Origin of the sequence: Streptomyces sp. OZ13 (assembly GCF_052068155.1) — a bacterium.
Taxonomy (GTDB): domain Bacteria; phylum Actinomycetota; class Actinomycetes; order Streptomycetales; family Streptomycetaceae; genus Streptomyces.
Map to the genome: position 1 here is coordinate 223911 of NZ_JBQHCZ010000004.1, position 20546 is coordinate 244456.

18 protein-coding genes and 2 tRNA genes are annotated in these 20546 nt (G+C 69.3%); 18 read left to right on the top strand and 2 right to left on the bottom strand.

The window, feature by feature from the left end; genetic code table 11:
* The first annotated feature begins 255 nt into the window (after positions 1-255).
* The 6 genes from gyrB to ACTMTU_RS11325 all read left to right on the top strand — a co-directional run bounded on the left by gyrB (position 256) and on the right by ACTMTU_RS11325 (position 7968).
* A complete protein-coding gene (gene gyrB, locus ACTMTU_RS11300; protein WP_441263338.1) occupies positions 256-2325 on the top strand; it encodes a DNA topoisomerase (ATP-hydrolyzing) subunit B in 2070 nt (689 codons plus the stop codon).
* 41 nt (positions 2326-2366) lie between these two features.
* Positions 2367-4991 (top strand): DNA gyrase subunit A, encoded by a 2625-nt coding sequence (gene gyrA / locus ACTMTU_RS11305; RefSeq protein WP_441263339.1) that lies wholly within the window; start codon positions 2367-2369, stop codon positions 4989-4991.
* An 87-nt stretch (positions 4992-5078) separates the two neighbouring features.
* Positions 5079-5660 carry a DUF3566 domain-containing protein gene (locus ACTMTU_RS11310; protein WP_441263340.1) on the top strand — a complete coding sequence of 194 codons (582 nt, stop codon included), beginning with the start codon at positions 5079-5081 and terminating at the stop codon, positions 5658-5660.
* A gap of 82 nt (positions 5661-5742) precedes the next feature.
* Positions 5743-5816, top strand: a tRNA-Ile gene (locus tag ACTMTU_RS11315).
* Between the two features lie 170 nt (positions 5817-5986).
* Positions 5987-6121, top strand: coding sequence for a DLW-39 family protein (locus tag ACTMTU_RS11320; protein ID WP_003958712.1), 135 nt, complete (start codon positions 5987-5989; stop codon positions 6119-6121).
* A 437-nt stretch (positions 6122-6558) separates the two neighbouring features.
* On the top strand, positions 6559-7968 hold the full coding sequence (locus ACTMTU_RS11325) for a hypothetical protein (RefSeq protein ID WP_441263341.1): 1410 nt from the start codon (positions 6559-6561) through the stop codon (positions 7966-7968).
* A gap of 164 nt (positions 7969-8132) precedes the next feature.
* On the opposite strand, the gene ACTMTU_RS11330 is transcribed toward ACTMTU_RS11325, so the two are convergent.
* Together ACTMTU_RS11330 and ACTMTU_RS11335 are read right to left on the bottom strand one after the other, a co-directional pair.
* On the bottom strand, positions 8133-9473 hold the full coding sequence (locus tag ACTMTU_RS11330) for a serine/threonine-protein kinase (protein WP_441263342.1): 1341 nt from the start codon (positions 9471-9473) through the stop codon (positions 8133-8135).
* Between the two features lie 49 nt (positions 9474-9522).
* Entirely contained in the window at positions 9523-10071 is a 549-nt protein-coding gene (locus ACTMTU_RS11335; protein ID WP_159689773.1) for a helix-turn-helix domain-containing protein, read from the bottom strand.
* 189 nt (positions 10072-10260) lie between these two features.
* Between ACTMTU_RS11335 and ACTMTU_RS11340 the strand changes: the two genes are divergently transcribed.
* The 12 genes from ACTMTU_RS11340 to ACTMTU_RS11395 all read left to right on the top strand — a co-directional run bounded on the left by ACTMTU_RS11340 (position 10261) and on the right by ACTMTU_RS11395 (position 20444).
* Positions 10261-10333, top strand: a tRNA-Ala gene (locus ACTMTU_RS11340).
* A 240-nt stretch (positions 10334-10573) separates the two neighbouring features.
* Positions 10574-10969, top strand: coding sequence for a hypothetical protein (locus ACTMTU_RS11345; protein ID WP_441263343.1), 396 nt, complete (start codon positions 10574-10576; stop codon positions 10967-10969).
* A gap of 60 nt (positions 10970-11029) precedes the next feature.
* Positions 11030-12172: a class V lanthionine synthetase subunit LxmK gene (gene lxmK, locus ACTMTU_RS11350; protein ID WP_441263344.1), complete on the top strand. Its 1143-nt coding sequence runs from the start codon at positions 11030-11032 to the stop codon at positions 12170-12172.
* A complete protein-coding gene (locus ACTMTU_RS11355; protein WP_441263345.1) occupies positions 12169-13134 on the top strand; it encodes a T3SS effector HopA1 family protein in 966 nt (321 codons plus the stop codon). The genes lxmK and ACTMTU_RS11355 overlap by 4 nt, the downstream gene beginning before the upstream one ends.
* Before the next feature lie 162 nt (positions 13135-13296).
* On the top strand, positions 13297-13491 hold the full coding sequence (locus ACTMTU_RS11360; protein ID WP_037774183.1) for an LxmA leader domain family RiPP: 195 nt from the start codon (positions 13297-13299) through the stop codon (positions 13489-13491).
* Between the two features lie 72 nt (positions 13492-13563).
* The gene (locus tag ACTMTU_RS11365) at positions 13564-13743 is read left to right on the top strand and encodes an LxmA leader domain family RiPP (protein WP_441263346.1); all 180 of its coding nucleotides are present in this window, start codon (positions 13564-13566) and stop codon (positions 13741-13743) included.
* Between the two features lie 2 nt (positions 13744-13745).
* The gene (locus tag ACTMTU_RS11370) at positions 13746-13934 is read left to right on the top strand and encodes an LxmA leader domain family RiPP (RefSeq protein WP_005314919.1); all 189 of its coding nucleotides are present in this window, start codon (positions 13746-13748) and stop codon (positions 13932-13934) included.
* Between the two features lie 123 nt (positions 13935-14057).
* Positions 14058-15125: a methyltransferase gene (locus tag ACTMTU_RS11375; RefSeq protein ID WP_441263347.1), complete on the top strand. Its 1068-nt coding sequence runs from the start codon at positions 14058-14060 to the stop codon at positions 15123-15125.
* On the top strand, positions 15118-16017 hold the full coding sequence (locus tag ACTMTU_RS11380) for an ABC transporter ATP-binding protein (RefSeq protein WP_441263348.1): 900 nt from the start codon (positions 15118-15120) through the stop codon (positions 16015-16017). Before ACTMTU_RS11375 ends, ACTMTU_RS11380 begins: the two co-directional genes overlap by 8 nt.
* A 157-nt stretch (positions 16018-16174) precedes the next feature.
* Entirely contained in the window at positions 16175-17341 is a 1167-nt protein-coding gene (locus ACTMTU_RS11385) for an ABC transporter permease (protein WP_441263349.1), read from the top strand.
* Positions 17342-17505: 164 nt separating this feature from the next.
* Positions 17506-19320, top strand: coding sequence for an ABC transporter ATP-binding protein (locus tag ACTMTU_RS11390; protein WP_441263350.1), 1815 nt, complete (start codon positions 17506-17508; stop codon positions 19318-19320).
* 131 nt (positions 19321-19451) lie between these two features.
* On the top strand, positions 19452-20444 hold the full coding sequence (locus ACTMTU_RS11395) for an LLM class flavin-dependent oxidoreductase (protein ID WP_441263351.1): 993 nt from the start codon (positions 19452-19454) through the stop codon (positions 20442-20444).
* Positions 20445-20546: the final 102 nt, after the last annotated feature.

Consider the following 20546-nt stretch of genomic DNA (forward strand, 5'->3'; position numbering starts at 1 on the left):
GAGGTGTCCCTCACGGTAGCGAGAGGTTGACAGCCCGAAGCGCTCAAAGCCCGTGTGAGCCTCTTGGAGCCCCTTCCCGGATATGGGGAGTCGGACGGTGATGGTTCAGGGCGCCACAGGCGGACTCAGCTACCGGCAAACCGCCATTAGTGTCAGCGATACCGGTAGACTGGTCGACAGTCCCGCTTCTGTTGCGGGACACGTCGATTAGATGCCGAACGACGCAGCCGCTCCCGCCTTGCCGGTGAACGGCTCGTGCTGTGCCAGAAAGGGCGCTTCGTGGCCGATTCCGGCAACCCCAACGAGAACACTCCGTCCACCCCTGCCGGTGGGAACGGCGAGGTCACAGCCTCGTACGACGCCAGCGCGATCACCGTCCTCGAGGGTCTGGACGCGGTCCGCAAGCGCCCCGGCATGTACATCGGCTCGACCGGTGAGCGTGGACTCCACCACCTCGTCCAAGAGGTCGTCGACAACTCCGTCGACGAGGCGATGGCCGGCCACGCCGACACCATCGACGTCACGATCCTCGCCGACGGCGGCGTACGCGTCATCGACAACGGCCGTGGCATCCCGGTGGGCATCCACCCCGTCGAGAAGAAGCCGGCCGTCGAGGTCGTGCTCACCGTGCTGCACGCGGGCGGCAAGTTCGGCGGCGGCGGCTACGCCGTCTCCGGCGGTCTGCACGGCGTCGGTGTCTCCGTGGTGAACGCGCTGTCCTACAAGCTCGCCGTCGAGATCTGGACGGACGGTTACCGCTGGACGCAGGAGTACAAGTCGGGCGTCCCCACCGCGCCGCTGGAGCGGCACGAGGCCACCACCGAGACCGGGACCTCGGTCACGTTCTGGGCCGACGGCGACATCTTCGAGACGACGGAGTACTCCTTCGAGACGCTCTCGCGCCGTTTCCAGGAGATGGCCTTCCTCAACAAGGGCCTGACCCTGACACTGACCGATGAGCGCGAGTCGGCCAAGGCCACCGCGGGCGCGGAGACGGGTCAGGAGCCGGAGGACCTCGAGCAGCCGGCCCGTACGGTCAAGTACCACTACGAGGGCGGCATCGTCGACTTCGTGAAGTACCTGAACTCCCGCAAGGGCGAGCTGATCCACCCCACGGTCATCGACATCGAGGCCGAGGACAAGGAGCGGCTGCTCGCCGTCGAGATCGCGATGCAGTGGAACTCGCAGTACACGGAGGGGGTCTACTCCTTCGCGAACACGATCCACACGCACGAGGGCGGTACCCATGAAGAGGGCTTCCGCTCCGCACTCACGGGCCTGGTCAACCGGTACGCACGCGAGAAGAAGCTGCTGCGCGAGAAGGACGACAACCTCTCCGGCGAGGACATCCGCGAGGGCCTGACCGCGATCATCTCGGTCAAGCTGGGCGAGCCGCAGTTCGAGGGTCAGACGAAGACCAAGCTGGGCAACACGGAGGCCAAGACCTTCGTGCAGAAGGTCGTCCACGAGACCCTGACCGACTGGTTCGACCGCAATCCGAACGAGGCCGCGGACATCATCCGCAAGGGCATCCAGGCGCAGACTGCCCGCGTCGCGGCCCGTAAGGCGCGTGACCTGACGCGCCGCAAGGGTCTGCTGGAGTCGGCGTCGCTGCCGGGCAAGCTGAGCGACTGCCAGTCCAACGACCCGACGAAATGCGAGATCTTCATCGTCGAGGGTGACTCCGCCGGCGGCTCGGCCAAGTCCGGCCGTAACCCGATGTACCAGGCCATCCTGCCCATCCGCGGCAAGATCCTGAACGTCGAGAAGGCGCGGATCGACAAGATCCTCCAGAACACCGAGGTGCAGGCGCTGATCTCGGCCTTCGGCACCGGTGTCCACGAGGACTTCGACATCGAGAAGCTCCGCTATCACAAGATCATTCTGATGGCGGACGCCGACGTCGACGGCCAGCACATCAACACCCTGCTCCTGACGTTCCTGTTCCGCTTCATGCGGCCGCTCGTCGAAGCGGGCCACGTCTTCCTCTCGCGCCCGCCGCTGTACAAGATCAAGTGGGGCCGGGACGACTTCGAGTACGCCTACTCCGACCGCGAGCGCGACGCCCTGGTCGAGCTGGGCAAGCGGAGCGGCAAGCGGATCAGGGAAGACTCCATCCAGCGCTTCAAGGGTCTCGGCGAGATGAACGCCGAGGAACTGCGCATCACCACCATGGACCAGGACCACCGAGTGCTCGGCCAGGTCACGCTGGACGACGCGGCCCAGGCCGACGACCTGTTCTCGGTGCTCATGGGTGAGGACGTGGAGGCGCGGCGCTCGTTCATCCAGCGCAACGCCAAGGACGTTCGCTTCCTCGACATCTGAGTCGGTCTCAGCTGACCGTACGAAAGGACTGAAGACCAGCAATGGCCGACGAGAACACGACAGTGACGCCCGAAGAGGAGCCCATCGTTCCGGGCGTGGGCATGCGCGTGGAGCCCGTGGGGCTCGAGACCGAGATGCAGCGCTCGTATCTCGACTACGCGATGTCCGTCATCGTCTCGCGTGCGCTGCCGGACGTGAGGGACGGGCTCAAGCCCGTCCACCGCCGTGTGCTGTACGCGATGTACGACGGTGGCTACCGGCCCGAGAAGGGCTTCTACAAGTGCGCCCGCGTCGTCGGCGACGTCATGGGCACCTACCACCCGCACGGCGACTCCTCGATCTACGACGCCCTGGTCCGCCTGGCCCAGCCGTGGTCGATGCGCATGCCGCTGGTGGACTCCAACGGCAACTTCGGCTCCCCGGGCAACGACCCGGCCGCCGCCATGCGGTACACCGAGTGCAAGCTCATGCCGCAGTCGATGGAGATGCTCCGGGACATCGACGAGGAGACCGTCGACTTCCAGGACAACTACGACGGCCGCAACCAGGAGCCGACGGTCCTGCCGGCGCGCTTCCCGAACCTCCTGGTCAACGGCTCGGCCGGCATCGCGGTCGGTATGGCGACCAACATCCCGCCGCACAACCTGCGCGAGGTCGCGGCCGGCGCGCAGTGGGCGCTGGAGCACCCGGAGGCTCCGCACGAGGAGCTGCTCGACGCGCTCATCGAGCGGATCAAGGGCCCGGACTTCCCGTCCGGCGCGCTCGTCGTGGGACGCAAGGGCATCGAGGAGGCGTACCGCACCGGTCGCGGCTCCATCACGATGCGCGCGGTCGTCGAGGTCGAGGAGATCCAGAACCGCCAGTGCCTGGTGGTCACGGAGCTTCCTTACCAGGTCAACCCTGACAACCTCGCGCAGAAGATCGCCGATCTGGTCAAGGACGGCAAGATCGGCGGCATCGCCGACGTCCGTGACGAGACGTCCTCGCGCACCGGCCAGCGCCTGGTCATCGTCCTGAAGCGCGACGCCGTCGCCAAGGTCGTGCTGAACAACCTGTACAAGCACACCGACCTGCAGACGAACTTCGGCGCCAACATGCTGGCGCTCGTCGACGGCGTGCCGCGCACCCTGTCGCTCGACGCGTTCATCCGCCACTGGGTGACGCACCAGATCGAGGTCATCGTCCGGCGCACCAAGTTCCGGCTGCGCAAGGCGGAGGAGCGCGCGCACATCCTGCGCGGTCTGCTCAAGGCACTGGACGCGATCGACGAGGTCATCGCGCTGATCCGGCGCAGCGACACGGTCGACGTCGCGCGAGAGGGCCTGATGGGCCTGCTCGAGATCGACGAGATCCAGGCCAACGCCATCCTCGAGATGCAGCTGCGCCGACTGGCCGCCCTGGAGCGCCAGAAGATCGTGCAGGAGCACGACGAACTGCAGGCGAAGATCAACGAGTACAACGCGATCCTCGCCTCGCCGGAGAAGCAGCGCGGCATCGTCAGCGACGAACTCGCCGCGCTCGTCGAGAAGTTCGGCGACGACCGGCGCTCCAAGCTGGTGCCCTTCGACGGTGACATGTCCATCGAGGACCTGATCGCCGAGGAGGACATCGTCGTCACGATCACGCGTGGCGGCTATGTGAAGCGCACCAAGACCGACGACTACCGCTCCCAGAAGCGCGGTGGCAAGGGCGTGCGCGGGACGAAGCTCAAGGAAGACGACATCGTCGACCACTTCTTCGTCTCCACAACGCACCACTGGCTGCTGTTCTTCACCAACAAGGGCCGGGTGTACCGGGCCAAGGCGTACGAGCTGCCGGACGCCGGCCGTGACGCGCGTGGCCAGCACGTCGCCAACCTGCTGGCCTTCCAGCCGGACGAGCAGATCGCCGAGATCCTGGCGATCCGCGACTACGACGCCGCTCCGTACCTGGTGCTCGCCACCAAGGCCGGTCTGGTGAAGAAGACGTCCCTGAAGGACTACGACTCACCCCGTTCCGGCGGCGTCATCGCGATCAACCTCCGGGAGACGGAGAGCGGCGAGGACGACGAACTGATCGGCGCGGAGCTGGTGTCGGCGGAGGACGATCTGCTGCTCATCAGTAAGAAGGCGCAGTCGATCCGGTTCACCGCGACCGACGAGGCGCTGCGCCCGATGGGCCGCGCGACCTCCGGCGTCAAGGGAATGAGTTTCCGAGAGGGCGACGAACTGCTCTCGATGAATGTCGTCCGGCCCGGTACGTTCGTGTTCACAGCCACGGATGGCGGGTACGCGAAGCGGACCGCCGTCGACGAGTACCGCGTCCAGGGCCGTGGCGGCCTCGGTATCAAGGCCGCCAAGATCGTGGAGGACCGCGGATCCCTCGTGGGCGCGCTGGTGGTGGAGGAGTCCGACGAGATCCTCGCCATCACGCTCGGTGGCGGTGTGATTCGAACGCGAGTCAATGAAGTCAGGGAGACGGGCCGTGACACCATGGGCGTCCAACTGATCAACCTGGGCAAGCGCGATGCCGTCGTCGGCATCGCTCGCAACGCCGAGGCCGGTCGTGAGGCCGAAGAGGTCGAGGCGGCCGTCGAGGCCGAAGGGACCGACGAGGCCGCCGTCGAGGCGACGGCCGAGGCGGCAGCCGAGGGCACACAGTCCTCGGCCGGGGAGCACGAGGAGTAAAGCGTGAGTGGAGCCACGGGCGCCGGACCGGCAGCATCCGGAGCGAACGGTGCCCGTGGCCCTGCCGCGGACTCCCAGGGGGCCACAGTGACGGACAACCGAGGGCAGCAGCCCCCGTACCAGATGTTCTCCGGCGAGCAGCCTGCCCCGCAGCAGGCCGGCCAGCCGTACCACCCGCCGCAGGCGTATCCCTCGCCCGGCGGGACCCAGGGCGGCCAGCAGCGGCCGGCCCAGGGCGCGGGTGCGGCTTCGGGTGCCGCGGTGCGCAGACCGCGCACAGGGGCCCGTACGACGCCGCGTACGCGCAAGGCACGGCTGCGGGTGGCGAAGGCCGACCCGTGGTCGGTGATGAAGGTCAGCTTCCTGCTCTCCATCGCGCTCGGCGTGTGCACCGTGGTCGCGGCCGCGGTGCTGTGGATGGTCATGGACGCGATGGGCGTCTTCTCGACCGTCGGCGGGACGATCAGCGAGGCGACCGGCTCGAACGAGAGCAACGGCTTCGACCTCCAGTCGTTCCTTTCGCTGCCGCGGGTGCTCATCTTCACCTCGGTGATCGCGGTGATCGATGTGGTGCTCGCCACAGCGCTGGCGACGCTCGGAGCCTTCATCTACAACCTCTCCGCCGGTTTTGTGGGCGGTGTGGAGCTCACGCTCGCCGAGGACGAGTAGCGCCGCGGAGGGGTCCTCGGATTCCGATTTTGGCGCTGCACCGCGTGTGCGCTAATCTTCAGAGGTCAGCGCGCAGCGCGGAGGGGCTATAGCTCAGTTGGTTAGAGCGCATCCCTGATAAGGATGAGGCCACAGGTTCAAATCCTGTTAGCCCCACAGTGACGACAGGCCCGGCCGGAGATTCTCCGCCGGGCCTGTCGCTTTGTGTACGGCGTGAGTTGGCATGCTGCGGGTGCCACCGGGCGTAGGTCACCGATCGGTATCGGTCGGTGTGTATAGTCGGGCGCCAGAAGTCCTCATACGTCAAGGAAAGACGAGGTCGCGCGGTGAAGAAGCTTCTCCTGGTCGCACTGGCCGCCATCGGCGGGCTCCTCGTGTACCGCCAGATCCAGGCGGATCGCGCCGAGCAGGATCTGTGGACGGAGGCGACCGACTCCGTGCCCGCAGGTTCGGGTGTGTGAGACGCAGCGTTTCTTGGACATGAGCCCCGGTCGCCGTAGCGGCCGGGGCTCTGTGCTGTCCGCCCCCGGGGCCGCTGCCCCCGAGGGATCACTGAACGTCATCGATCGTGACGGAATCCTGGGATTTCGCTTCCGCGAATCAGTTGCTTGCGGTAGCGAACCTGATCGCTCCCGGCCGCGTGGACACGCCACCGGCGCCGTGGATCAGAGGCCGGGGGCGCCGGTCGGACCCGGTGCCGGACAACGAGGGATGATTCGCCCGCGCGCGAAGACAGCGGAGCGGAGTCCGGGGCAGGATGGTCCGGGCCACGGTCGCGTGGTGCCGGGCGCGGTGCGTCCAGGCCCCGGCCGGGGCGTCGTTCCTGGTGCGGCGAGGAGCACGGCGGCCACGGACGGGTCCGGCTCTCGGCGGACTCATCGACCACAAGGAGAAGCGCGTGAAGAGGCAGCGCGGCAGGGCCCGGGTGGCGCTGGCCGGGGCGGCGGCGTTGTGTGCGGTGGCGGCGCTGCCGGGACAGGCGTGGGCGGCGGGCCGGCCGAGCCCCTACGTCTTCGACGCCGAGGCCAAGCCGGTGAAGGGCACCCCCGTCAACATCAACGGCCCGGAGCTGACGGCCGGTTCGGCCTACAAGGACTCGATCAAGCCGGGTGAGAAGCGCTACTACCGCCTCAACCTGGACGCCCGGTCCAATGCCTATGTGTCGGCGGTCGCGGTTCCCCGGCTGGGCACCAAGGTCACTTATGCGGACCAGCTCAAGGTGTCGATCGAGGACGGCTCGGGCACCGAGTGCAGCGACGGCGAGGCACGTTTCGGGTCGGCGGCCTTCGCCCGGCCGCTGGCCGACTACGCGAGCCGAAGGATCGAGAAGGACAACAGCAGCTGCCAGGAGGCAGGGGCGTACTACGTGCTGCTGGAGCGGGACTCGGACGACGCGTCCTCGTCAGAACCGTGGGACGTGGAACTCCGCTTCGCCTCCGAACCGGCGCTGAAGTCCGCCGGTCCCACCGCGGCTCCCGAGCTCTGGCCCTCCGCCTCGCCCGCGGCGCCGGCCGGCGGGCCGCAGAAGCGTCACGGGGGCACGAGCTTCCATGACTCCACGAGCCTCAAGCAAGGCGAATGGCAGGACAGCATCAAGCCCGGGGAGACGCTTTTCTACCGGGTGCCTGTCGACTGGGGTCAGCAGATCTTCGTCGGCGCCGACCTGGCCAACAGCCCGAGCGGCGACGCGACGAAGAGCGTCAGCAACGCCCTGGTGCTGGCCCTGCACAACCCGGCGAGGGGCTTCGTCGACGACGAGTCGGGCATGTACTACGACGGCAAGCAGAAGTCGATCTCGCTGGACCCGCTGCCTCCCGTGGCGTACGAGAACCGCTACGCCTCGGACACCGCGACCAGCGCCATGCGGTTCGCCGGCTGGTACTACCTCGCGGTCACGCTGAACCCGGAGATCGAGGAGGCGTACGGCGGCAATGCCGTCCCGCTGACCCTGCGCGTGAACGTCAAGGGGGACGCGGCTGAGGCACCCGCGTACGACGGGCCGGCCGGTGACTTCCGCGTCACGGAAGAGGACCAGGCGGCCGCGGAGAGCGGCGCGAGCGCGCAGGAAGCAGGCAAGAGCGACACGATGGTGATCGTCGCGACCGCGGGGATCGGAGCGGGGACCGTGCTGGTGCTCGGGCTGGGCGTCTGGACGCTGCTGGCACGGCGCCGGACGCCCGAGGAAGCGGCACCCGCCACCTTCTCCGTGCCGGGCCAGGGCGGCCCGCAGGGGCCCGCTCAGGGAGTGGGGAACGGCCCCGTCCAGGGCTACGGGTACGGGCAGTACGGGCCCCCGCCGGGGCAGTAGCCGCCGGCCGGGGGCAGTGGGCACAGGGCCTGCTGTCAGCGTCGGCGGGGCGGACGGCTCTACGGCCGGGCGACTGCTGCCACGGCCGGTCCCTTCCCGACGACTGCTGGTCAGGGATTACGGCTCCTGCCCGGCGGGCGCAGGGCACGTTCCACCGGCGGGACTCAGACCTGGGTCAGCGCCCAGATCCCCACCGCGAAGCACAGCACAGCGACCAGAAGCACAGGGACCGCGACCTTCGGGGGCGGTCCCGGCCGCTTTCCGGTGCGTGCCGGTGGAACCTGCGGGCCGTGAGCGGTGTACGTACGGGTAGAGGGCCCGCCGTACGGCGTCGGCGGCGGCTGATGGGGGGAGGCGGCATGCGCGGTGACAGCATCGGCAGTCTGCACATGGGCGGGGGTGCCTGGCGCGGCACCGGCCGGACGCGGGACCGGGGGCGGGACGGGCATGGGACCGGGTGTGGGCTGCGTCCCGGCGGGAGAGGCCGGCGGCGTGTGCGGCCCGCCGGTGTGCGGCAGCGGGGAGGGCTGCTGCTGTGGAGGCGGCGCGAGATGGAAGCTGCCCGTCTCCGAAGGGGGAGGAGTCGGCTGCACAGCCGTGCTCCGGTCGGCGGCCTGCTCCGGCGTCTGTGGCCCGTTCGGGCCGAAACCCGCGGGCAGTGGCCCGAGTTGGTCGAAGATCTCGACGGGTTCCTCGCCCGGCGGCGGCTCGGGAAGCAGGTCCGCGGCCGCCGTGAGGGCCTTGCGCGCTCCTGTGGCGGTACGGAACCGCGCCTGCGGATCCGGCTGGAGCAACCCTGCCAGCACCTGCCAGAGCGGCTCCGGAATGCCCTGGGGAGCGCTCGGAGTGCCGTGGGCGGCGTAGTGCTCCACCAAGGCCTGGGAGTCGGGTTTGCGGCCCTGCAACAGATAGAGGCCGACCAGGCCCACCGCGAACAGGTCGGCCGTGAAGTCGGGCTCCGCGCCGAGCATCTGCTCCGGTGCGAAGTAACCCGGCGTGCCCACCACATAGTTGGTCTCGGTCAGCCGGGGCTCGCCCTTGCGCATCGAGATCCCGAAGTCGGAGACCCGCAGATGGGGCCGTCCCTTTCCTGTCGCCTCCATCAGGATGTTGGCCGGCTTGATGTCGCGGTGCACGACACCCTCCGCGTGGACCGCGGCAAGACCGGACAGCAACTGGTCGAGCAGGGTGCAGACGAACCGCGGCGGCAGCGCACCGTAGTCACCGATGACATGGGCAAGCGAACCGCCGCTCACCAGGTCCATGGTGAACAGCACCTTGTCGTCGTCCGCGGCCCAGCTGGCCGGGGCGAGCACATGGGGATGGTCGATGCGCATCGCCTGCTCCCGCACGAAGCGGAGCAGCGTGTGCGCATCGCTCTGCTGGAGAACCTTCGCCGCCACATAGCGACGACGACGGTGGTCCCAGGCACGCCAGACGGCGCCGACACCACCGCGCCCGATCGGATCGATCAGTTCGTACCGACCGGCGAAGACCTCACCCATTGTGCTGCGCCCGCTCCCCGTTCCTCATGAAGGCGACTGTCCGCCTCGTTCAGCTCTGGTGCGACTCGAAGTGCGAGACCGCGTCGGCGGTGCGCCCGGCGCCGTACACCCGGAGGAACTCTGCCAGCTCCGGGTGCGTCGGGGCGAGTGAGTCCGCCGCATCGATGATGTCCCCCGCAGCTGCAACGGAGCGCAGCAGTGACTGGATCTCGCGCACCACACGACGGACCGTCGGCGCCCCCGAGCCGCTGGTCGACGGGTTGGTGCTGGTGAGGACCGAGCCGCCCTGCGACTTCTTGATCTCGTCCATCCGCGCGGTCGCCTCCACGGCACTCACACTGCCGTCGGCCACCTGACCTGCCAACTCCTGGAGCGCCTGGACGCGTTGGACGACTGCGGGGTTTCCGATCTTCGCCCGCTGGCCGCTCATCAGCTGGGACAGCATCGGAGCCGAGAGACCTAGGACGCCGGCGAGTCGCGCCTGGTTGAGCCCCAGGTCATCGATCAGACGACGAAAGAGAGCCCCGAGGGGCTCCCCGTACCAGCTGCGCTGCAGTTCCCTGGCTCTTGCGGTTGTTTCCTGCTGCGCTGCGTCCATTGCGTCTCCCCATCGCTTCCCCAAGCGGCTTCGCTGCTGCGAACCTTGTGCTGCATCTTACGGAGCGTGGTCGGTGACGGGGAGTCCCGGCCGGAACCCCGATATTTTTGCAGGATCACGGGGGTGACCCGGTACTCTTGTGCACGGCGGTTGCCGGGACACGGTTGTCCACGGTCCTTCCGTCGTTCCGGGGCCTTAGCTCAGTTGGTAGAGCGCTGTCTTTGCATGGCAGATGTCAGGGGTTCGACTCCCCTAGGCTCCACAGCAGGAAGAGGTCCCCCGACCGCGGAAGCGGCCGGGGGACCTCTTCGTTGTTTCTGCCGGCGCTCTCTCCGTGCCCGCCGCGAGCCGTCGTCGAGTCGTGCGACGCTCCGCTCCCATGAGACCTCTGCTGACATGAGGCATGAGGCCCCGCTTACTCCGGGCCGCCGCGCCCGTTCTCTGCGGGGCGTCCGCTGATTGTTTTCCAGGCAGATGTATGCCCGTTTCAGGGTGCTGCACCATGCTGCACGAGCGGCTGCAGCAAGCTGACACTCCTTTCCCTTCTGGCACCCCCGTCCCGCTGGCAGTCTTCTCGTACAGGCAAACGGGCCGGGAACAAAAACCGGAAAGTCCAGTAGGGGGAATCATGAAGAAGAACACCGCTCTCCGCACCGCAGGCGCTTTCTTCCTCGTCATCGGCGGGCTTGCGATCGCCGCCGCTCCGGCGCAGGCGAATGAGGCCCCCGGTGCGGGTGCCGGAATTTCCTCCTCCATCACGTGGCAGACCTCGGCTCCGATCCCGTCCGACGGTTCCATCACGTGGCAGACCCCGGCTCCGATCCTGTCCGACGGTTCCATCACCTGGCAGACCCCGGCGCCGGACGCTTCGGTCCTCGATTCCATCACCTGGCAGTAATACGCCGGCGGGCCGGTTCGGAAAAGAAGCTGTCCACGGAGAAAGCGCGAACGAGGAATCATGACAGTGATGCTGGAGGCCACGGAACAGGCGGCCAAGCCCGGCTACAAGCCGGTGGACCTGGACCGGTACCCCGCGGTGGACGACCTGGTCCAGCGCCTCGGACTCGGGGTCTTCGACCGCGACACACTCACCGCCCCGGTCGGTCGCAACGACTGCTGGGCAGGGGTCACCGACCAAGGCCACCCCGTCTTCGTCAAGCGTCTGGTCGGCCCCGAGGACGATGTGCGGGCCAGGATGCGCAGGCTCCGGTCCTTCGAACGGTGCGCGCGGACGCTGCCTCTGGACGCGCTGCGCGGGCCCCGGCTGCTCGGCTTCGACGATGCCGGCGCCCTGGTCGCCTTCGCGCTGGTGGAAGACGCGCGCAACGGCGCGGAGCTGATGGTCGACGAGGCTTTCGACGGTGGCCTCGCCCGCCGGATCGGCACCGCCATCGGCCTGCTGCACGAGGCACGGCCCGCCGGATACCAGGATTTCGACGACTCGCCGCCCACGCAGCCTTCCGTACGTCTCCTCCACGGAATTCCGCTGCCGATGTTCGAGAACCTCAGCTTCGGTGAGACGCAGGCCTGGCGGCTCATGCAGCAGGACACGGAATTGGTTCGCGGGGTCACCCGGCTGCGCGAACAGGAGAAGCAAGCTCCCAAGGTTCCGTCTCACTGCGATCTGCGCGTGGACCAGTTCCTGATCAAGGGTGACGAATTCTATGTGACCGACTGGGAGGAGTTCCGCCTCGCGGATCCCGCCCGTGACGTCGGTTCGTTCGCCGGCGAATGGCTCTACCGCTCGGTGCTGGACATCGTGACGAATCGCGGCGACGCGACGACGTTCGAGGTCGAGCTCACCCACGACATCGTGCTCAGCCGTGGCGCGGAAAAACTGGAACGACTTCTTCCGATCGTCCGTGAGTTCTGGTCCGGATACCGAAAGGCCCGCCCCGAGATCGACCCGGGACTGACCCACAGGGCGACCGCCTTCGCCGGCTGGCATCTGCTGGACCGGCTGATGGCCGGCTCACAGCGCAGCGCACGCCTCTCCGGCATCGAGCGCGCAGCCGCGGGTATCGGCCGCGCCGCCCTGCTCGCACCGCACAAGTTCGCGGCCACGCTCGGCCTCGACGATTCCGAGGAGATCAGCAGATGACGGCGATCATCGCCGCCCCGGCACTGCCGGACCGGCTCATCAGAGCCCTTCGGGATGTCCACGTCACCGACAACGGCGCAACCGCCCGGCTCGGTTCCCGTACGGTCACCTCCGACAACCCGCGTGAGATGCGCCGGCTCCTCGCCGAAGCGCTGTACGACGTACTGCACGCCGGCCAGGACGTGGACAAGGGGGACCTGCCTCTCAACCTGCGTGACGAGAGCTTCGAGAAGCAGCTCGCCTCGGTGGTCCCGCACCGTGGCACCACCACCCGGGTGCGGGTGCTCGACGCCGGTGACCACACCGCGGCGGGTGACGGACCGCTGCTCGTGGAACGGGACGGCGTCCGCGTGTGGGTCCCCCGCGACCATGTCGTGGACGGCGACCCCACCGCCCCCGGCAGCGTCCTGACCCTGCGGGTCGCCGCGCTGCGGCCCGCCCTGTCGCCCGGCTTCTTCATGGTCGACGGAGCGCGCCCCAGGCCGCGCGGCGACCGCACGCTACGGGTGTACGTGCATGTCACGGCCGCCCGGCACGCGGCGCCCGTGTGGGGGCGGGTGCTCGCCCGTCTCGAGGCCGACGGTGTCCCCTACCGCAGCAAGGCCCTGTCGGCCCGTGCGCTGTACCCCCGGCGTGACGCGCTGGTGGTCTATCTGACGGGGGAGGCGGCGGACGCGGCCGGCTCTGTGGCCGAGGCGGTACGCGGTGCCGACGGCGTGGGCACGGAAACATCCGTGTTCACCCGCGAGTTGGCCCCCGGCGTCTCCGTCGCGGAGGAACCGGACGACCCGCGACCGGCGATGTCCGGTCTGAGCTTCGGCCAGCACCGGGCCACCGCCACGGCGCACGCCCTGCTCGACGCCGCCCGCGGCGAGGGACCGTTCGAGGAGCTGCTGGCCGAGGCGCTGAGCGAGGCCGGCGCCGACCCGGCCGCCCCGTACCGGAATCTGCCTCGCCGTTGAGGACCCCTGCCGGAGCCGGTTTCCCCCCGTCCCGGCTCCGGCAGGAAGAACCGTTCGCCCGACGGCTGAGGCGGTTGCAGGGGGCGACCCAGAGCGCCCTCTGTTTTCGACTCAGCCTCGTCCGGGCCGGCCGACGCCGGCCCCTGCTTCCAGGAGAACACCATGCAGAACAACACCGAGATCATGGACCTCATCGCCAACTACGACGCCTACGCCGACGTCGACGAGCTGAACGTCACCGCCGCCGCGGACGCCCCGGCCACCACCCCGGTCTGCGCCGCGAGCGTCGCCAGCTCCACCTGGTGCGCCTCGGCCGCCTCGGCGATCTCCGGTGCCACCTACGAGGCCGGCTGCTGACACCCGCACCTCGCGTTCCGGGCGCCGGTGCGCGCCCACATCTGACGAGTACCTGACATACAAGGAGTTTCCATGGACAAGACCGGTGCGATCACCGAGCTGATCGAGGGCTACGACTCGTACAGCGAAGCGGAGGAGCTCAACTCCACCGCCGCCGCCGAGGCCCCGGCCACCAGCGCCCCGTGCGGAGCGGCCAGCGTCTCCTGGCTCGCCAGCCAGTTCACCGTCAAGACGTACAAGGAAGGCTGCTGACCATGGCCGACCTCCAGCAGACGGGTTCCATCAGCGAGCTCGTCGCGGGCTACGACACGTACAGCGAGGCGGGCGAGCTCGTCGCGGAGGCTGCGGCGGACGCTCCGGCGTCCACCCCGACCTGCGCCGCGGCGACCATCTCCTGGCTGGGCAGCCAGCTCACGGTGAAGACGTACAAGGAAGGCTGCTGAGCGGACGGCACCAGCCGGGCGTCCGGGCGTGGCACCGCCGCACCAGCGGCGGTCCCGCCCGGTCCCGCCCGGCCCCTTCCCCGGCACGGACCCGCCCCCAGGGCGAGAAAGGCACGACACCGCATGTCTGTCACCACAGCGGAACGCACCGAAGGCAGGGCCGGGGACGACGCGCTCCGGACCGCCCAGGAGCGCGCCCAGGAACTGATGGGGATGGCCGACATCCTGCGTCCCGCCGCCGTCCGCACGGCGGCCACCCTGCGGCTGGCCGACCACATCGACGCCGGCGCCACCGGCACGGTCGAGCTCGCGAAGCTGACCGACACGCATTCCGAACTGCTCGACATGCTGCTGCGCCACTTGGTGCGGCTGGGCATCCTCGACCGGGACGAGCACGACGGAAGCTACTCCGTGACAGGTCTCGGCTCGCTCCTGCGTGACTCCGATCCGGCCGGGCTGCGGCAACACCTCAGCATGGACGGGCTCTTCGGCCGTACCGACCTCGCGCTGATCAACATCCTGCACACCGTGCGGACCGGAGAGCCGGCACACGCCTCCGTCTTCGGCCAGGGCTACTGGGAGACCGTCAACGAGGATCCGCGGTTCGCGGCCGCCTTCCGGAAGGAGGGGCCCCAGCAACTGGGCTGGGGCGCCGAGTTGATCCACGAGGCCTACGACTGGTCCGACGTGGGCTCGGTCACCGACGTCGGCGGCAACAACGGCACACTCCTCATTGAACTCGCCCTGCGCAACCCGCACCTGCGCGGCCGGGTCCTCGACCTCAAGAACGCCTCCGAAGTGGCGGCACTGCGCTTCGAGGAGAGCGGACTGGGTGACCGGCTCACCGCGGAGACCGGCAGCTTCTTCGACCCCATCACCCCTGGCTCCGACGTCTACCTGCTGTCGGCGATCCTGGCGGACTGGAACGACGAGCAGGCCGTCGCGATCCTGCGCCGTGTCGCGGAGGCGGCCGGCCGCGACGGCCGGGTCCTGATCGCCGACGTCAACATTCCGGTGGAGGCCGACGGTCCGGCGACAGCCGCCACCGAGCTCTACATCCGTGCCGTGATGCCGCGTCCGGTCCGCACGGTCGCGGAGATCAAGGCACTGGCCGACACGGCCGGCCTGCGGCTCTCGTGGGAAGGCCCGGCCACCCCGGTCCGTTCGCTGCTGGAGTTCCGCAATGCTTGAATTCCACGCGCTGCACAAGGCCTTCGGTGAGCGGAAGGTGCTGCGCGGGCTGACATTCGGCGTCCGGCCCGGCGAACTCTTCGGCTTCTGCGGGGCGAACGGCGCCGGCAAGACGACCGCCATGCGCATCGCACTCGGCGTACTCCAGGCGGACAGCGGCGAGGTCCGCTGGCAGGGCCGGCCGGTCGACGCCGCCTCACGGGCCCGCATCGGTTACATGCCGGAAGAGCGGGGCCTCTACGCCAAGATGACGCCGCGCGATCAGCTCGTGCACTTCGCTGTTCTGAGCGGTGTCGAGCGCGCGGTCGCACGCCGCCGCGCGGAGGAGTGGATGGAGCGGCTGGGCGTCGTCGCGGCACCCAAGGACGCGCTCGAGAAACTGTCGCTGGGCAATCAGCAGAAGGTCCAGCTCATCGCCTCCCTCATCCACGACCCCGACGTCCTGGTGCTCGACGAGCCCTTCTCCGGACTCGACCCGGTGGCCGTCGACGCGATGGCCGACGCACTGACGGACTTCTCACGCCGCGGGGTTCCCGTGGTCTTCTCCAGCCACCAGCTCGACCTCGTGGAACGGCTCTGCGACCGCGTCGGCATCGTCAGGGACGGCACTCTCGTCGCCGAGGGAACCGTCGAGGAGCTGCGCGCCGGCGCCGACCGCGAACCGGTCGAGGTCGAACTGAGCGGCGCCGAGGACGACTGGTCCGGCGCTCTTGAAGGCATCGACGGCGTCGAGGTCGTCGGGAAGCAGGGCCGTACGGTCCTGCTCCGCGTGGCGGACGGCGTACCGGCCGCGCGGATCCTCGACGTGGCGGGCGCTGCGGGCGAGATCGAGCGATTCGGGCGTCGCAGGCCGGCACTCGCCGACATCTTCCGCGAATCAGTGGGGGGCTGACCCCCCGATGGCACCTCAGACGATGAAACGCGACGATCACATGGCACAGCAGACGGAACAACAGTCCACGGCTCGGACCGGACAGCAGCCCGCGGACAACAGGGGTGCCGGACCCGTGCCGCGGCCGGACGACGCGGCGAAAACGGACCCACGCCGCGTGCGCGACAGCGAGCTCGTCCTCGCCATCGCCCGCAGGGAACTCGCACAGCAACTGACCAACAAGGCTTTCTGGATGTCGGTCGCGATCACCGCGATCATGATGGCCGTCACCTTCGGCGCCACCAGCTATTTCCAGAGCGGCGGGGGAGAGCGGCCGAGCGTCGTCCTCACCGGCCGGCAGTCGGCGCTCGCGCCCGCCCTGCGCCCCCACGCCGACGTCTCGACCGCCTCCGACGCCGACGCGGCACGGGCGGCCGTGCGTGACGGCAAGGCTGATGCCGCGGTGATCGACGGACCGGGTGGAATCGTTGTCCAGCGTGAACTGCCGGAGGAACTGGGCCGCCTGCTCCAGGAGGCCCACCGGGCCGTCGTCCTCGACGCGTCGCTGCGCGGGCACGGGCTGAGCGCGGCGGAGGCCGCCGAGGCCGCCGCGGTGCCCCCGCTGCCGACCACCACGCTGGACCCGGACGCCGTACGCACGATCCAGCGCACGACCACCGCGGCCACCGCGGTCTTCATCCTCTTCATGCTGATGCTGGTGTCCGGCCTCGCCGTCGCACAGGGCGTCGCGGAGGAGAAGTCCAGCCGGATCGCGGAAGTGCTGCTCGCCAAGGTCAGAGCCCGCCACCTGCTGGCAGGGAAGATCGTCGGCCTTGGCGCCTCCGCGCTGGTCCAGATCCTGGTTCTGGCGACGGCCTGCCTGGGAGCGGCGGTCGCCTTCGGTCTCTTCGAGGCCCCGGCGGACGCCGTCGGCGCCGGACTGAACGTGCTGGTCTGGTTCGTCCCCGGCTACATCCTCTTCGTGACGCTCTACGCGGTGGCCGGCTCGCTGGTCTCCCGCCCCGAGGACGTCAACCACGTCGTCGGACCGGTCAACGGCATCCAGATGCTCGGACTGATCGGGCCCGGCCTGGCCCTGGCCGGGTCCACCGACTCGGCCACCGTCGAGATCCTCTCGCTGGTGCCGGGCGTCTCATGGGCGGCCATGCCTGTCCGCATGGCTTACGAGGACGTGCCCTGGTGGCAGATCGGCACCGCATTCGGCCTGATGCTCACTACCGCCGCCGTACTGATCCGCCTCGGCGGACGGGTCTACGCCGGAGGTCTGCTGCAGCACGGCGGGATCGTCAAGGTGAAGGACGCCCTGCGCGGCGCCCGTCTCTGAACCGGACCTCGTCCGGCCTCGCGCCGCCGTCGCGGCGCCGCACCTCACGCCCGCCGCGCGGTGGATGAGCTTGCCGTCAACAGCTTCGGCACAGCGGTCCCGCCGGCATGACGGCGATGCGCACCGCGCCCGACCACCGTACTGATCAGAGGAGTTGGACTGCCATGAAGCACACAGCAGGGGCCGGGGCGGAACCCGTGGCCGAGCTGAAGGTGCTGCGGGAACTCGCCCGCGGCAACGGACTGCAACTGGCGGCCGTCGGCCTGCTCGCCCTTGTCTCCACCGGGGCAACGCTCGCTCTGCCGCTGGTCGTGGGCAAGCTGCTGGGCGCGATCCAGAGCGGCGAAGGCCTTGGCGTGTGGGCCACCGTGATGGTGGCTGCGGGATTCGGGTCCGCCGCCGCCGGAGCGCTGGCCTCCTTCCTGCTCGGCCGGATGGGGCAGCGGCTCATCTGCCGGCTGCGGGTGCGGACCATGCGGCACTCGCTCGGTCTGCGGCTCGCTGACGCCCGGCGTGAGGGCAGCGGCAACCTCGTGGCCCGGCTGACCTCGGACGCCGCCCGGATCAAGAATCTGATCGACATTGGCCCCGTGCAGCTGCCGATGGCAGGCATCACCGTTCTCGGCACGCTCGTGGTCATGGGGCTGCTCGACTGGGTCCTGCTGCTGATCACGGTCGGCGCGTTCCTGGCCGCCGTCGGCATCATCACGCTCGTCGTCAAGGGGCTTCGCCGCAAGTACGCCGCCGTGGGCGAGGAGGTCGGCACACTCGCCCAGAGCTTCGTCGCCGCACTCGACTCACTGACCGTCATCAAGGCGTACCGGGCCGAGGACGCCGTGTCCGCGAGCCTGGCGGAGCGTGCCCGGAAGGTGGCGAAGCTCGAGACCGATGCCGCGCGCATGGAGTCGTTGATGGTGCCGGTGATCAACCTCGGACAGCAGATCGCGTTGGTCGCCGTCGTCGTCGGTGGCGGTGCGCGAATGCTCGACGGTCACCTCCTCCTTGCGGACTTCGTCGCCTTCCTGCTTTACCTGCTGCAGCTGACCGCTCCGCTGATCATGGCCGCGTCCGGGGTCAGCGGGATCCAGCTGGGCCTGGTGGCCCGTAAGCGCTTCGAGGACGTCTTCGCGCTGCCGGCCGAGGAGGGCACCTACGCCCCGGCCGTGTCGTCAACGGCCTCCCGGTCCGCCTCCGTGCCGACACGAGCCGTCGCCTCCGCGGAGGTTCCGGCAGTCCACTTCGCGGACGTGGTGTTCGGCTACGAGGCCGAGCGCCCTGTGCTGCGCGGCGCCCGCTTCACCGTTCCGGGCCGGGGTCTCACCGCAGTCGTAGGTCTGTCCGGCTCGGGGAAGACCACCGTCCTGTCCCTGATCGAGCGCTTCATGGAGCCCGACAGCGGTCGCATCGAGGTCCACGGCCGGGACCTGGCCGACTGGTCCCCGGCCGACCTCCGGAGCCGTATCGCCTATGTCGACCAGGCATCCACCCTCCTTCAGGAGTCCGTACGGGCCAACCTCGTCCTCGGCCGGCGGCGACCTGCCGACGACGCCACCCTCTACTCCGTACTGGACAGGGTCGGTCTCGCCGAAGACATCCGGGCGCTCCCCGACGGCCTGGACACCGTGCTCGACGGCACCACCGGACTGTCCGGTGGACAGCGACAGCGACTGGCGCTGGCCCGCGCGGTGCTGGCCGACGCGGACCTGGTGCTCCTCGACGAGCCCACCTCGCATCTGGACAGCGTCAACGAGCAGCGGTTGCGACTTGCCGTCGACCGACTGGCGGCAGAGCGTGCCGTGGTCGTCGTCGCCCATCGGATCTCCACCATCCAGCACGCCGATCACGTGATCGTCATGGACCGGGGTGCCGTCACCGACGAGGGGGGACACGCCGCACTTGTGGACCGCTGCCCCGCCTACGCCGAGCTCGTGGCAGGCCAGTCGCTCGGTGCGGATTTCCGAGCACCCATCGCGGCCTGACCGACTCTCCGCCTTGGCCCGACCGCCGGCTTGTTTCACGTGAAACACGGTCCGCCTGCCTTCGCCCTGCCACGTTTCACGTGAAACACGGTCGGGCCGACATCGTCCCGACACCGTTCCCAGGAGCCTTCATGACCGGCACCGCCGTCTCCGCCGCCACGCCTCAGTACTCGGTGCTGATGCCCTTCACCCCGTCCCGTCCGGAGCAGGCGCTGCCGTACGCGGCGCTGACTCAATGGACCGGCGCCCACCGGCTGTGGCAGGGCCAGTCCTCCGTCGGTGAACCGCACCAGACGTTCGCCTATATGGCCGCGTCCGGCTTCCGTGTCCCGGCCGGAACCGGAGTCACCGTGATGCCGTTGCGCCACCCGTACGAAGCCGCACTTCAGGCACAGTCGCTGGCGGTCACCATGAACCATCCCGTGGTGGCGGGCTTCGGACCGGGTGCCGGTGTTCTTCAGAAGAACCTGCTCGGGGCTCCCTATCGCAGCCAGCTCGGCGCCTGCCGGGAGTACGTCACGGCGGTACGCGGGTTGCTGGACGGTGAAGCGGTCGACCTGGACGGCGAGTTCTTCCGGGTCCGCGGCCGGCTCCCGGTGCAGCCCCGGCCCGAGGTGGAGGTGGGCCTCGGAGTGCTGCGCCCAGGTATGGCCAAGCTCGCCGGTGAGGTCGCCGACACGGCCATCACCTGGCTGACCCCCGCGACGTATCTGCGCGACGTGGTGGTGCCGGCGCTCGAGGAAGGCGCGGCACGCGCCGGGCGCACCCGGCCCCGCCTCGTGGCCATGGTGCCGGTGGCCCTGGCCGCGGACGGCCGGGAACCGACGGACGTGGCGCTCGCGAGCAACTCGGCCCACATGTCGCTGCCGCACTACCGGGACATGCTGCGCCGGTCCGGAATCGATGTGGACATGGAGACCGACCCGGTGGCCAGCGCCAAGGCTCTGATCGCTGGGGGCGCCTTTGTGTACGGCGGACCGCTGGACATCGCAGAGGCCTTCGACGAATACCGAAGCGCCGGTGCCGACGAGATCGTCCTGAACGTCTCGGGGGTCTTCGCCACCACCGGGACCCGGACAGCTCTGAAGGAACTCGAAACACTCCTGCGTGAGGTGCTCTCATGACGCGAACCCCGCTGTGGTCCCCTCAGGCCTCTCCCGTACGGACCCCGCTCCCCCGCTCGCCCGCGGCTTCGGGCCCTGCGTCCCCATCCGTCCATGCCTCGT

Coding starts and splice junctions, on each gene's coding strand:
- ACTMTU_RS11355 (WP_441263345.1), top strand. CDS start 12,169: ATGACGGCGATCATCGCCGCCCCGGCACTGCCGGACCGGCTCATCAGA.
- ACTMTU_RS11365 (WP_441263346.1), top strand. CDS start 13,564: ATGGACAAGACCGGTGCGATCACCGAGCTGATCGAGGGCTACGACTCG.
- ACTMTU_RS11370 (WP_005314919.1), top strand. CDS start 13,746: ATGGCCGACCTCCAGCAGACGGGTTCCATCAGCGAGCTCGTCGCGGGC.
- ACTMTU_RS11390 (WP_441263350.1), top strand. CDS start 17,506: ATGAAGCACACAGCAGGGGCCGGGGCGGAACCCGTGGCCGAGCTGAAG.
- ACTMTU_RS11330 (WP_441263342.1), bottom strand. CDS start 9,473: ATGGGTGAGGTCTTCGCCGGTCGGTACGAACTGATCGATCCGATCGGG.
- ACTMTU_RS11360 (WP_037774183.1), top strand. CDS start 13,297: ATGCAGAACAACACCGAGATCATGGACCTCATCGCCAACTACGACGCC.
- ACTMTU_RS11395 (WP_441263351.1), top strand. CDS start 19,452: ATGACCGGCACCGCCGTCTCCGCCGCCACGCCTCAGTACTCGGTGCTG.
- gyrA (WP_441263339.1), top strand. CDS start 2,367: ATGGCCGACGAGAACACGACAGTGACGCCCGAAGAGGAGCCCATCGTT.
- ACTMTU_RS11345 (WP_441263343.1), top strand. CDS start 10,574: ATGCTGCACGAGCGGCTGCAGCAAGCTGACACTCCTTTCCCTTCTGGC.
- lxmK (WP_441263344.1), top strand. CDS start 11,030: ATGACAGTGATGCTGGAGGCCACGGAACAGGCGGCCAAGCCCGGCTAC.
- ACTMTU_RS11335 (WP_159689773.1), bottom strand. CDS start 10,071: ATGGACGCAGCGCAGCAGGAAACAACCGCAAGAGCCAGGGAACTGCAG.
- ACTMTU_RS11380 (WP_441263348.1), top strand. CDS start 15,118: ATGCTTGAATTCCACGCGCTGCACAAGGCCTTCGGTGAGCGGAAGGTG.
- ACTMTU_RS11375 (WP_441263347.1), top strand. CDS start 14,058: ATGTCTGTCACCACAGCGGAACGCACCGAAGGCAGGGCCGGGGACGAC.